Below are 12,248 nucleotides of genomic sequence, written 5' to 3'. Positions count from 1 at the left end.
GAGTTTACCATATATATTGCCCATTATCTTACCGGCGCTGCCTGAAAAAGGATGCTCCAATAGTCAAATATGAAATACAAGGAATATAAAAACCTGAGTTATCCGCAGATCGGAGACGAAGTACTTAAATTTTGGAAAGACCAGAAGATATTTGAGGCGTCTGTTGAGACCCGGGAAGGCGCGCCCAACTTTACGTTTTTTGAAGGCCCTCCCTCCGCCAACGGCACACCCGGCATCCACCATGTGATGGCGCGTGCGATCAAGGATATTTTCTGCCGGTATAAAACTTTGCAGGGCTTCCAGGTGAAGCGGAAAGGCGGCTGGGATACCCACGGTCTGCCTGTTGAGTTACAGGTTGAGAAAGAGCTTGGCATTACCAAGGACGATATCGGAAAAACCATTTCCGTAGAAGATTACAATGAGAAATGCCGGCAGACGGTCATGAAATTCACAGATCAGTGGAATGACCTGACGGAGAAAATGGGATACTGGGTTGACCTCGACGATCCTTATATTACTTACAAAAGTGAATACATTGAAAGCCTCTGGAACCTGCTGAAAAAGCTGTATGACAAGGGCTTGTTGTATAAAGGATATACCATACAGCCGTACTCGCCGGCAGCAGGCACCGGACTGTCGTCTCACGAGCTGAACATGCCCGGTACCTACAAAGACGTAAAGGATACCACCATCGTGGCGATGTTCAAGGTCAGATTTACAGCGGCAGCCCGGGTGTTTGAAGGTTTGGAAGACAATGATATCCGCATTCTGGCATGGACTACCACTCCCTGGACGCTCCCGGCAAACTCGGCATTGACGGTGGGTGCAGGTATCAGTTATGTTTTAATAAAAACATTTAATCCCTACACGCATGAGCCCGTTTCAGTGGTGCTGGCGAAGGACCTTATAGGTAAATACTTTTCCGAAAAAGGTCAGGAGGGTGACTTTGAAGGTTATGCATCCGGTGATAAAAAAGTGCTTCCATGGACCATTATGAAAGAATTCAAAGGTCAGGAATTGGAAGGCATCGAGTATGAACAACTGCTGCCATACGTTCAGCCCACCCTCGGCCCGGCTGACAAACCTGCATTCCGGGTCATTCTGGGCGACTTTGTAACTACCGAAGATGGTACCGGCGTGGTACATACCTCTCCTACTTTCGGGGCGGACGACTTCCGGGTGGCACAGGCTAATGGAATTCCGGCCATTATGGTCAGGGACGAAAACGGAAAAGAAGTTCCGATTGTGGATAAGCGCGGACGTTTTGTAAAAGAGATCACGGATTATGCCGGCCGGTTTGTAAAGCCTGAATACTATACCGAAGAAGAACAAAATGATCCCGAGTTCAGGCCGACGGATGTACTGATTGCGATCAGGCTGAAAGAAGAAGGCAAGGCATTCAGGGTTGAAAAATACGAACACCCTTACCCGCATTGCTGGCGGACAGACAAGCCTGTGCTCTATTACCCGCTCGACAGCTGGTTTATCCGGACCACTGCAGTGAAAGACAGACTGGTAGAGCTTAATAAAAGCATTAACTGGAAACCGGAAAGTACCGGAACCGGACGCTTCGGCAACTGGCTCGAAAACCTGGTAGACTGGAATTTGTCGCGGTCAAGGTATTGGGGTACGCCCCTGCCGATCTGGCGCAATGATTACGGGGATGAAGTTTGTGTCGGGTCTATTGACGAGCTGAAAGACTTGCTCGAAGAAGCTACCATTTCGGGACATTTAACCAAGGAACAAGCGTGGCATAACTCCGAGTATCTGCTTAAACTAGAACACGGAGAGGCTGACCTGCACCGGCCGTATGTGGATAATGTGGTGCTTGTTTCAAAACAGGGCCACACCATGCACCGCGAGCCGGACCTGATCGACGTTTGGTTTGACTCAGGCGCCATGCCTTATGCCCAATGGCATTACCCGTTTGAAAATCAGGAAATATTTGAAAAAAGCTACCCGGCCGACTTCATTTCGGAAGGTGTTGACCAGACCCGCGGCTGGTTTTTCACCCTGCACGCGATTGCCGGAATGCTGTTTGATTCCGTAGCATTCAAGAATGTAGTATCTACCGGTTTGGTGCTGGATAAAAATGGCAATAAAATGTCCAAACGCCTGGGCAATGCTGTGGATCCATTCTCGACACTTGCGCAGTATGGTCCCGATGCAACGCGCTGGTACATGATCACCAATGCCGAGCCCTGGGATAATCTGAAATTCAATATTGATGGTATCGGTGAAGTACAGCGGAAGTTCTTCGGAACACTGGTAAATACTTACAACTTCTTTGCATTGTACGCCAACCTGGACGGATATGAGTTTCACGACGCCAGCTCTGTACCTGTTGAAAAACGTACCGAGCTCGACCGCTGGATTTTATCAAAACTGAATACGCTCATTCAGGAAGTTGGCGAACAGTTTGACGATTACAACCCTACCAAGGCAGGGCGTCTGGTGCAGGACTTTGTGACCGACCAGCTTTCAAACTGGTATATCCGCCTCAACCGCCGCCGCTTCTGGAATCCTTCTCAGGAGCAGGCCGAAGGCTTGACGGATGACAAAAGGGCTGCTTACGAAACTTTGCAGCACTGCCTTGTAACAGTGGCTCAGCTGATGTCGCCGATAGCTCCGTTCTTTGGGGAGTGGCTCTACAAAAATCTGACGGACGGCGACCGCAGCGCTGCACAGGAGCACAATGCTGCATTCAAATATGACTCGGTGCACCTTACCTACTGGCCAAAAGCCGATACTTCAGTGATCAGTGAAAACCTGGAAGCGTCGATGGATCTGGCGCAGCGGATCAGTTCGCTGGTGCATTCCATCCGAAAAGGCAACAAGCTGAAAGTACGTCAGCCGCTTTCGAAAATTCTGATCCCTGTATTGAGCGACAATATAAAACGCCAGATCGAGCAGGTCACACCTATTATCCTGACCGAAGTCAATGTGAAAACCATTGAGTTTGTACATGATGAGAGCGGGATTTTGAAAAAGAAAATCAAACCCAACTTTAAAGCATTGGGGCCTAAGTTCGGGCCTAAGATGAAAGAAGTAGCCGCGGCTATTTCGGGCATGAGCGAGTCGCAGATCAAGGAAATCGAGCAAAACAGTACTATCAATCTTGTCGCCGCTTCCGGTCCGATCGACATTGCCGTGAGTGATGTTGAAATTATTGCGGAGGATGTGCCGGGCTGGCTGGTAGCGAGTGAAGGCGGACTGACAGTAGCGCTGGATATTACCGTGACCGAAAGCCTGCGGCTTGAAGGTATTGCGCGCGATTTCGTCAACCGCGTTCAGAATCTGCGGAAAGACAGCGGGTTTGAAGTTACGGACAAAATCAGGATTACCCTGCAAAACAACGATGGTCTGCTAGCCAGCGCGGTTACTGCCAACAAAGATTACATCTGCCAGGAAGTTCAGGCTCTGGATCTCAATCTCGTCTCCGACCTGAACGGCGAAGCAACCGAGATCGAAATGGATGAGTTTGTGCTGAAAGTGAAGATTGAGGTGGTGTAGATGGATTATCGGGACTAAGAAAAACGGGCAGCACCTGCATAGGCGTTGTCCGTTTTTTTGTGCCTCACTAAACCATGCGTATGCCCAGATCCCTGTATACATCAAAAACTTCGTTGTCAGGTGATTGGTCCGTTACAATGGCGGCGAGCCTGTCTGTGGGACATACGTAATGCGATTCTGCGGTGCCCAGCTTTTCCAGGGTCGCCAGTGCAATCACGTCGGCAGATACGCCCACCATGGTCCTTTTGACCTCACTTTCCTCAAAGTGCGGACCAGTAACACCCAGATCCTTATGAATACTGCAGATGCCCAGGAAACACACGTCTGCCCTGAATTTGCGAAAAAAACCGATGGCGTCGGTACCGATTGTTACAAATGAATTCTTCAGCAATCTGCCACCGGCAAAAAGAACTTCTACATGCTCATGCTCTTCAAGAATTGATGCGATCGGAAAGCTGTTGGTTACCACTGTAAGCCGCAGGTCACGGGGCAGCAGCTGTGCAATCAGCATGGCAGAGGTTCCTCCGTCGAATATCACCAGCTGGTCATCTTTCAAAAACTCCAATGCTTTGCCGGCAATTACCCGCTTTTGCTCGGTATCATAAGAAAGCCGGTCACGGAAATGCATTGGCCCCGGCGCATGCGGTACAGCTCCTCCCCTGACTGATTTAAGCAGTCCCTGATCTGCCAGGTCGCGGATATCCCTCCGGATTGTATCTTCCGAAACATTCAGCAGGCTGCTTAGCCCGGAAAGATAAACTTTCTTGTCCTGCTCTAATTTGTCAAGGATAATCTGAAATCTTTCTTCTTTTAACATGGATGTTCAACTTTTTGCAAAGTTAAAGAATATTAAAACTTTTTCTTGCAATGTTTTGCAACATTGATTTACATTTGAAGCATGAAACCGCATTAAACTGAATATATGAAGAAGTCGATTGCCATTGATATGGATAATGTCATCGTAGACATTGAGGCCAACTGGATCAGCTGGTACGAGCGTGAGTTTGGAGTTACGGTTGCCAGGGAGGCCATGCATGGTATACCTGAAGATCAGGCTTTCCCGGATCCGCTGGCTGCCAGAAGCTTACTTTACAAGCCTGGTTTTTTCCGGTATGCGCCGCTGATAGCAGGTTCGCAGGAAGCACTCTTAAAATTGCAGGAGCACTTTGAAGTGTATATTGTGTCGGCCGCTATGGAGTTTCCGAATTCACTTCCTGAAAAGTACGACTGGTTAGCCGAGCATTTTCCGTTTATTCACTGGAAGAACATCGTATTTTGTGGCGACAAGAAAGTGATCGATACCGACTTCCTCATAGACGATCATCTCAAAAACCTGGATTTTTGCAAAGGAACACCGATTCTCTTTACCGCCGGGCACAATATAAATGTCACCAGGCACCAGCGGGTGAATAACTGGGAGGAAGCCATTAGCTTTTTCAAACCGCACATCGAGGGTTTAAGTATCGTCTCTGAGCTAAAATGAGTAAATTAGCATAACAGACTCAACATCATTTAAACGAACTCTTATGCTACCTGCCAACATTTCAATGGAGCAACTTCTCGATGTTATTAACGGACTCAATGAGTTAGAAAAAATTCAGGTTAAGTCTGTCCTTGAAGCAGATATCACTGTTTCTGATGAGGCCCTGGTTGAATTGAGTCGCAGGAAAGAGCAGTTTGGTGAAGGAAATATTACTGCTCGCTCCTGGGCAGAAATACGCCACAAGTATGACTGAGTACAAAGTTTACCTGTTAAATGTAGCCGAAATTGAGCTGGATGAAGCTTACGAATGGTACAATCAGCAAAAGGCCGGACTTGGTTACCAACTGGTGGGAGAGGTTTCCCGATATCTTAAAATGATATCGGAAAACCCATTTATTTTTGCTGTCAGGTATCAAAATGATTTTCGCTTTGCTGCATTGAAAGTCTTTCCTTATCTGATCGCCTACTGGATTGAAGAAAAATCACAAAGTGTCTACGTAGCCTCCATTTTCCATACCAGCAGAAATCCACTGCAATTTGAAACGTTACTTCCATTAAGATAAGTCAAACCTTCTCCTTCGAGCGCTCTTTGAGCTGCATAAGCTCGTCCCGCAACCTGGCAGCTTCGAGGAAGTCGAGGTTTTTGGCGGCGGCTTCCATTTTTCGCTGAGTTTCTGAAATCAGTTTCTGCAGGTCGTTTTTACCCATATACTGAACCACCGGATCTGCGGCAATCCGTATTTCCTCGGGTTCAACGTAAATTTTCCGTGCTTTGGAATCTGCAACTGATGTTTGCTCCATAATCGCTTCCCTCGATTTCCGGATCGTCTTCGGTGTAATGCCGTTGGCCTCATTGTACTCCATCTGAATGCTTCGCCGGCGGTTTGTTTCGTCGATAGCCTGCTGCATGGAGCCTGTCATCGTATCCGCATACATAATCACCTTACCCCTGTCATTCCGTGCAGCACGTCCGATGGTCTGGATCATAGACCGGTTATCGCGCAGGAAGCCTTCTTTGTCGGCATCCATAATGGCTACCAGGGAAACCTCCGGCAAGTCGAGACCTTCCCGCAATAAGTTGACCCCAACCAGCACATCGAAGACGCCGAGCCGAAGCTCGCGCAGAATCTCTACCCGATCCAGTGTTTTAACCTCCGAGTGGATGTAGCGGCATTTGATCCCTACCCGATCAAGGTACTTGCTAAGCTCTTCGGCCATCCTTTTGGTCAAAGTGGTAATCAGCACCCGGTCACCCATTTTGATACGCTCCGTAATTTCTTCCAAAAGATCGTCGATCTGGTTCAGGCTCGGGCGGATTTCGATAAGCGGATCCAGCAGCCCCGTGGGACGGATAATCTGCTCCACTACAATACCCTCCGATTTGCGCAGCTCGTAATCTGCGGGCGTGGCACTGACGAAAATGGTCTGTGGAGTCATATCCTCAAACTCCTGGAACGTCAGCGGACGGTTGTCCAATGCCGAGGGAAGCCGGAAACCATATTCTACCAGCGACTCCTTTCTTGAACGGTCACCGCCCCACATGGCGCGAATCTGCGGCATGGTCACGTGGCTCTCGTCCACGACGAGCAGAAAGTCCGACGGGAAATAGTCGAGCAAACAAAACGGCCGTTGTCCCGGCAATCGCCGGTCGAAGTAGCGGGAGTAGTTTTCAATACCCGAACAGTATCCGAGCTCCCGCATCATTTCCATATCAAATTCGGTACGCTCCTTCACGCGCTCAGCCTCGGCCAGACGTCCTTCCTTGATAAAGAAGTTGATTTGCGAGGTGAGATCATCCTGGATTTCGCGCATGGACTGGGTAAGTACATCACGACCGGTTACAAAAAGGTTGGCAGGAAAAATGGCGATTGCCTTGTCATTTGAAAGCTTCTTGCCTGTATCAGGCTCTATCCGCTGAATTTCCTCAATTTCGTCCCCGAAGAAAATAATGCGGTAGGCGAAGTCGGCATAGCCTGGGAAAACATCCACCGTATCACCCTTCACACGGAAAGTACCCCGCACAAAATCAGCCTCGGTACGGCTGTACAGGATCTCCACCAGCCTGAATAAAAACTGGTTGCGACTGACGATATCGCCTACTTTGGCACTTACAATGCTTTTTTTATACTCATTGGGATTACCTGCACCATAAATACAGGACACAGATGCCACCACTACCACATCACGCCGCCCGCTCATCAGGGATGATACGGTATGCAGGCGCAGCTTTTCAATCTCTTGATTGATCTGCAAATCTTTTTCTATGTAGGTATTGGTAGTGGAAATAAATGCCTCGGGCTGGTAATAATCGTAGTAGCTGATAAAGTACTCGACGGCATTATTGGGGAAAAACTGCTTGAACTCTCCATAAAGCTGGGCAGCCAGCGTTTTGTTATGACTGAGTACCAGTGTAGGCTTATTGACCTTGGAAATTACATTGGCCACAGTAAAAGTCTTTCCGGAACCGGTAACCCCCAGCAATGTCTGCGCCGGATCGCCGGACTGGATTCCAAGAACTAATTGGTCAATTGCAGCGGGCTGATCGCCGGTAGGCAGGTATTGGGAAGTGAGTTCGAAGTCCATATTTAGTTGTGAAGCCGTATGGGATAACGCATTTCAAAGGCAGATTAGTTTCTTTGAAATGCGTCCCCGATATGTCCTACACAGCTTCTTCGAGCACTGTTTTCGCATTCTCAACGGCTTTCTTTTCTTTCCAGTGCTGCCAGTCCAGTCCGAGCAGCTTGGTCATGCTTTTGTCCACAAACGTATGGCGCACCAGGTTCATTCCACCGCGTACTGCTGTGAAAATGGAATTATTGGCTCTGAGTGCCAGGCTGAATCCACCGTCTACATAGCGGATGTAATGCCACCAGAGTGACGGAATAAAAATCGTTTCGCCATGGTTCAGGATGGTCTCGTGCCCCACGGCGCCTTTCAATGCCGGGAAGCGCTCGTAGTCTGGCTTCAACGGATCAACCTTGCTCATTACCGTGAATGGGTGATGGTACAGCCTTTTGCTTTCTTCCGGTGAAAACAGGATTACCTGCTTGCGCGTCTGAAACTGCGTCAGGAACACGTTGGAGCAATCCATATCATAATGCAGACTGGTAATGGAACCTTCTCCGCCAAAAAAAACGAACTTATAGGATTTAAGAAAACCATCCATAATCGTCGGAAAACGAATATCATTGGCCAGCTCAGGTGCTTTTTTAAAGATATCAAAAAGAAAAATCCTGAGGTCCGTAGGCCCCTGCTCGATCAGCGACAGGTACTCACCAAACTTCATGGTCTTTGCAATCTGGAAGTATTTGTCGGCGTCGTGCATGTGATTGTCCACGAGAGGCACATCCAGGTTGCCGTGATTTTCACGGAGCCAGTCAAAGGTCCACTTCTGTACCGCAGGCCAGTCCTTCGCCAGGTCCGTAAAAACGACTGGCCGGCTGGGTTTCAAATAATTTTCTATAAATTCCTCGCGGGTAAGTCCGCTTCGTTTTTCAATAGGCATCAACTTCATAACAGGAACCGAATAAATGTGGTAATCGATTAAAGTATATTACTGTTAAAACTAACGCTAACAGAGTGAGGAATGTTCTTGTCAACACGTCATCATCTGGTCAAATGTATTAAAGAGAATTTGAAAATATAAATTTCATCTTCAATAAAAATAAAAGATCAATAATATATATAGAGTTAATAGAATATGCTGATTATCTACATGTAAACACCACAGTCTTTCCTTTCAATTACTTCATTTTCCAAACCTTTCATACAGATCCTTCTTATGGATAATGTTAAAATTCCAGTCGGGCACCAGCAGGTAATGCCTTACCTGATAATAGATGGTGCCGCGGCTTTTCTCGACTTTATCACCGTCGTATTTACTGCCGAAACCCTCTCCATCCACCATCAGGATGATGCTGTGCTGATCAGGCATGCAGAAGTACGCATCGGGGAAAGCTGCATCATGTTTGCCGATAAAAATGAGACCTGGCCCGCACAAACCGGCAGCCTCTTCATTTATGTAAAGAATGCGGATGATACTTACCAGCTTGCGCTGGAAAACGGAGCAACCAGCGTGATGGAGCCCGCCGACCAAAGTTACGGACGCAGCTGCGGGATAACCGATCCTGCCGGAAATACATGGTGGATTACCTCGGTGCTATAAACTTTACCTGCAATGATCAATTACCACGACAAAATATTTGTACCGCTGCATAATTCTGAAAACGGCGAGGTGGACCTGGAAATGAAATTCCATTATCAGCAGCAGGGTAACATTGTGACCTGTACTTACTCCGGCGCCAATATCCGCAGCGGGCACCTGATAGCGCTTGTTGACGACTTTGGCGTGCTGGACATGCGTTATCACCAGATTAACCTGAAAGGTGAAATTACAACCGGAAAGTGCCGCTCCGTGCCCGAGCAACTTCCGGACGGAAAAGTTCGTATGCATGAAAAATGGCAGTGGACCTCGGGCGATTTTTCCGCAGGAGAGTCTTTGCTGCAGGAAATCTGACTATATGAACATGCTTACCCGCAATGCACTGATTATTTTTCTACTCCTTTTCAATGCAGCACTGGCCAGCGCACAAACCAGCCGCATTGTTTCGGGCAGTACGGAATTCAGCGTAAAATTCATACTTGGAACGTGCCACGGAACATTCGGTGCGCCCAAAGGGAAAGCTGTATTTTCCGAGAAAAACCCCGAAGCTTCCACATTTGACATGACGGTGGATGCCGCCAGCTTCAAGACCAATAGTGACTCCCGCGACCGGGACATGAAGAGTGAAAAATACTTTTATGTAGACAAGTTCCCTCAGATCCGGTTCAGATCCAGTAAGGTAGAACAGGTTGGCAAGCAGTACAATGCTACCGGTACGCTCACCATCCGCGATGTTTCCAGAACAGTTACGCTTCCATTTACAGCCGTAAAAAATGCTGACGGCCCCATGAAGCTTGCAAGTACCTTCGAGCTCAACCGCCTGGACTATCACATCGGTGAGAAAGACTGGAAATTGAAAGACATCGTCACGGTAACCCTCACCGCAGTGCTCCGCTGAAATACAGGCTTCCAGATATTTAAACTACATCCTTGTTTGAAATTAGTCTAAATAATCTTTTCTTTGCTCATCTATTTAAAATTAAACTAAATAAATGAAGCACCATTTATTAGTTCTCCTGCTTACTTCCGCTGTAAATACTTCCCTGGCCCAAGATGCCCGGGAAGATTCTGTCCGGACCAGTGAGCTCAAAGAAGTGGTAGTGACGGCCACCCGTACAGAAAAAATGCTGTCGCAGCTACCGGTACCGGTTATGCAGATTACTTCTTCGGAGATTAAAAACCGGGGAATGGTGCGTCTGAACGAGATTTTAGCAGAACAAACCGGTCTGGCGATCGTGACTGACCATGGTAAAGGAATTCAGATGCAGGGTTTTTCGCCAGAGTATACCATGATTCTGATCGACGGAGAGCCGGTGATTGGCCGCACCTCGGGCACGCTCGAACTTTCGCGTATAACCACTACGAACATTGAAAGGATCGAAATTGTAAAAGGCCCGTCGTCCTCATTGTACGGGAGCGAGGCGATGGCAGGCGTGATTAATATCATTACACAAAAACCCCATGACGGATTCAAAACCGCATTATCAGCCCGGTATGGCACCAATAACAGCACCGATCTGTCGGTAGAAAGCAGTTTCAGGAAAAACAGGTTTGATATCGGCGGGTTTGTCAACCACAACAGCAGCTCGGGTTACGCACTGCGACCAGAAACGGGTACCCACACGGTTTCTCCTTTTGCCGCCTGTACATTCCAGGTGCGGTCGGGCTTCAAGGTGAATTCCAGGTCAGACATCCGGTTTTCGGGCCGGTACTTTGAGAGCGGGCAGGATGACCGCTACGTTACTGAAAACAGGTATGCGGGCGGAAGAGGACACGAACAAAATCTCAGCCTGGCGCCTTCGTACCACGTGCGGTTCTCGGACAAGCTGAATGCCTCTGCGCGGTTTTACCATTCGTTTTATAAAACAAAAGCAGCCTACCATTACGAAGACGATCATTCACTTTTCGATCAGTCGTATTTTGATCAAACCTTTACACGCATCGAATTACAAACCGACTATACACCCGTCAAAAATGTGAAGGTAACACTGGGCGGCGGGGCCGTACACGAGACGGTAGAAGCCACCCGGTATGAACATTTACAGGCATTTAACTCAGGCTATGGATACTTCCAGGCCGACTGGATGCCTGTGGATCGTATGAGCATCATTGGTGGCGGGCGATTTGACGCGCACAGCCAGTACAAGTCGCAGTTCAGTCCCAAGCTGGCTGCAAGCTACCGGCTGACCGACCGGCTCATGGTACTGGCCTCGGCAGGAAAAGGCTACAAAGCGCCGGACTTCCGCCAGCTTTATCTCAATTTCAGCAATGCAGCGGTCGGGTACAGCGTGTTCGGCTACATCGGACTGGCCGAGCGGCTCGCTGAATTACAGCGCAGCGGACAGATCGAGAAAGTACTGATCGATCCCGCCAGCCTTGCAGAGCTGAACGCAGAAAGCTCCACTTCTTTCAATGCAGGAATGCGGTATAGTCCCTGGTCAGACTTCCATATTACCATTAATTTTTTCAGAAATAATATCAAAAACCTGATCAACACGCAGGCAATTGCACTTAAAACAAATGGTTTGTTTGTGTACTCCTACTTCAATCTCAACAGTGTAATCACGCAGGGAGCTGAAACCGAAGTCTCCTGGTCGCTCGGGCGGCACTTCGAGGTAGCTACGGGATTTCAGCTTCTTGATGCATTTGATGAGGCCGAGCGCGACAAGGTCAAAGCAGGGAAGGTGTATACCAAAGATGAGCAAAACCACACGAGGCTTGTGAAGCCGGGAGAGTATGGCGGGCTGTACAACCGGTCGAGGTATATGGCCAATGCACGAATGTCTTACAACAACCCTGAAAAAGGCATTACGATATCTGTCAGAAGCATTTACAGGGGCAAATACGGTATCAGTGATACAGATGGAAATGGTATCCTGAATGCGGCGAACGAATATGTGAAGGGCTATAACCTGCTCAATGCATCAGCCTCCAAAAGCCTGCTGAAAAACCGGCTGCGCATACAGGCGACTGCCGAAAACCTCCTCGGTTACACAGACAAAGCCTCGGTCAGCAACCTGCCGGGCCGCCTGCTGTACGGCGGCGTGAGCTACAATTTCTGAAACTTAACAATCAATTCATATCTACAAC

At 48.3% G+C, this 12,248-nt stretch carries 11 protein-coding genes; 8 read left to right on the top strand and 3 right to left on the bottom strand.

Annotated elements, in window-relative coordinates:
* The first annotated feature begins 69 nt into the window (after positions 1-69).
* Complete coding sequence (ileS, locus tag HWI92_RS22315; RefSeq protein ID WP_204659432.1) at positions 70-3,513, top strand: isoleucine--tRNA ligase; 3,444 nt, start codon at positions 70-72, stop codon at positions 3,511-3,513.
* A gap of 67 nt (positions 3,514-3,580) precedes the next feature.
* Here the strand turns inward: ileS and HWI92_RS22310 are convergent, their stop codons facing one another.
* Entirely contained in the window at positions 3,581-4,330 is a 750-nt protein-coding gene (locus HWI92_RS22310) for a DeoR/GlpR family DNA-binding transcription regulator (RefSeq protein WP_204659430.1), read from the bottom strand.
* A gap of 105 nt (positions 4,331-4,435) precedes the next feature.
* Here HWI92_RS22310 and HWI92_RS22305 point away from each other — a divergent pair, with 105 nt between their 5' ends.
* The 3 genes from HWI92_RS22305 to HWI92_RS22295 all read left to right on the top strand — a co-directional run bounded on the left by HWI92_RS22305 (position 4,436) and on the right by HWI92_RS22295 (position 5,559).
* Complete coding sequence (locus HWI92_RS22305; RefSeq protein ID WP_204659428.1) at positions 4,436-4,996, top strand: 5' nucleotidase, NT5C type; 561 nt, start codon at positions 4,436-4,438, stop codon at positions 4,994-4,996.
* A 64-nt stretch (positions 4,997-5,060) separates the two neighbouring features.
* Entirely contained in the window at positions 5,061-5,249 is a 189-nt protein-coding gene (locus HWI92_RS22300; RefSeq protein WP_204659426.1) for a hypothetical protein, read from the top strand.
* Positions 5,242-5,559 carry a type II toxin-antitoxin system RelE/ParE family toxin gene (locus tag HWI92_RS22295; RefSeq protein ID WP_204659424.1) on the top strand — a complete coding sequence of 106 codons (318 nt, stop codon included), beginning with the start codon at positions 5,242-5,244 and terminating at the stop codon, positions 5,557-5,559. Before HWI92_RS22300 ends, HWI92_RS22295 begins: the two co-directional genes overlap by 8 nt.
* Before the next feature lies 1 nt (position 5,560).
* Here HWI92_RS22295 and uvrB read toward each other — a convergent pair whose 3' ends face one another.
* Together uvrB and HWI92_RS22285 are read right to left on the bottom strand one after the other, a co-directional pair.
* The gene (gene uvrB / locus HWI92_RS22290; protein ID WP_204659422.1) at positions 5,561-7,579 is read right to left on the bottom strand and encodes an excinuclease ABC subunit UvrB; all 2,019 of its coding nucleotides are present in this window, start codon (positions 7,577-7,579) and stop codon (positions 5,561-5,563) included.
* 76 nt (positions 7,580-7,655) lie between these two features.
* Positions 7,656-8,510: a cupin-like domain-containing protein gene (locus HWI92_RS22285; RefSeq protein ID WP_204659420.1), complete on the bottom strand. Its 855-nt coding sequence runs from the start codon at positions 8,508-8,510 to the stop codon at positions 7,656-7,658.
* A 267-nt stretch (positions 8,511-8,777) separates the two neighbouring features.
* On the opposite strand from HWI92_RS22285, the gene HWI92_RS22280 reads away from it, so the two are divergent.
* The 4 genes from HWI92_RS22280 to HWI92_RS22265 all read left to right on the top strand — a co-directional run bounded on the left by HWI92_RS22280 (position 8,778) and on the right by HWI92_RS22265 (position 12,220).
* Positions 8,778-9,161 carry a VOC family protein gene (locus HWI92_RS22280; RefSeq protein ID WP_204659418.1) on the top strand — a complete coding sequence of 128 codons (384 nt, stop codon included), beginning with the start codon at positions 8,778-8,780 and terminating at the stop codon, positions 9,159-9,161.
* Between the two features lie 12 nt (positions 9,162-9,173).
* Positions 9,174-9,512, top strand: coding sequence for an avidin-fold protein (locus tag HWI92_RS22275; RefSeq protein ID WP_204659416.1), 339 nt, complete (start codon positions 9,174-9,176; stop codon positions 9,510-9,512).
* A gap of 4 nt (positions 9,513-9,516) precedes the next feature.
* Positions 9,517-10,056: a YceI family protein gene (locus HWI92_RS22270; RefSeq protein ID WP_229248477.1), complete on the top strand. Its 540-nt coding sequence runs from the start codon at positions 9,517-9,519 to the stop codon at positions 10,054-10,056.
* A gap of 94 nt (positions 10,057-10,150) precedes the next feature.
* The gene (locus HWI92_RS22265; protein WP_204659414.1) at positions 10,151-12,220 is read left to right on the top strand and encodes a TonB-dependent receptor plug domain-containing protein; all 2,070 of its coding nucleotides are present in this window, start codon (positions 10,151-10,153) and stop codon (positions 12,218-12,220) included.
* Positions 12,221-12,248 lie beyond the last annotated feature (28 nt).

This window comes from Dyadobacter sandarakinus, from assembly GCF_016894445.1.
Taxonomy (GTDB): domain Bacteria; phylum Bacteroidota; class Bacteroidia; order Cytophagales; family Spirosomataceae; genus Dyadobacter; species Dyadobacter sandarakinus.
The sequence above is the reverse complement of the archived record's forward strand: the minus strand, read 5'-3'. Positions and strand labels throughout refer to the sequence as shown.

Excerpts from the sequence above, each read along its gene's own strand:
- ileS (WP_204659432.1), top strand. The coding sequence starts at position 70 with ATGAAATACAAGGAATATAAAAACCTGAGTTATCCGCAGATCGGAGAC.
- HWI92_RS22310 (WP_204659430.1), bottom strand. The coding sequence starts at position 4,330 with ATGTTAAAAGAAGAAAGATTTCAGATTATCCTTGACAAATTAGAGCAG.
- HWI92_RS22305 (WP_204659428.1), top strand. The coding sequence starts at position 4,436 with ATGAAGAAGTCGATTGCCATTGATATGGATAATGTCATCGTAGACATT.
- HWI92_RS22300 (WP_204659426.1), top strand. The coding sequence starts at position 5,061 with ATGGAGCAACTTCTCGATGTTATTAACGGACTCAATGAGTTAGAAAAA.
- HWI92_RS22295 (WP_204659424.1), top strand. The coding sequence starts at position 5,242 with ATGACTGAGTACAAAGTTTACCTGTTAAATGTAGCCGAAATTGAGCTG.
- uvrB (WP_204659422.1), bottom strand. The coding sequence starts at position 7,579 with ATGGACTTCGAACTCACTTCCCAATACCTGCCTACCGGCGATCAGCCC.
- HWI92_RS22285 (WP_204659420.1), bottom strand. The coding sequence starts at position 8,510 with ATGAAGTTGATGCCTATTGAAAAACGAAGCGGACTTACCCGCGAGGAA.
- HWI92_RS22280 (WP_204659418.1), top strand. The coding sequence starts at position 8,778 with ATGGATAATGTTAAAATTCCAGTCGGGCACCAGCAGGTAATGCCTTAC.
- HWI92_RS22275 (WP_204659416.1), top strand. The coding sequence starts at position 9,174 with ATGATCAATTACCACGACAAAATATTTGTACCGCTGCATAATTCTGAA.
- HWI92_RS22270 (WP_229248477.1), top strand. The coding sequence starts at position 9,517 with ATGAACATGCTTACCCGCAATGCACTGATTATTTTTCTACTCCTTTTC.
- HWI92_RS22265 (WP_204659414.1), top strand. The coding sequence starts at position 10,151 with ATGAAGCACCATTTATTAGTTCTCCTGCTTACTTCCGCTGTAAATACT.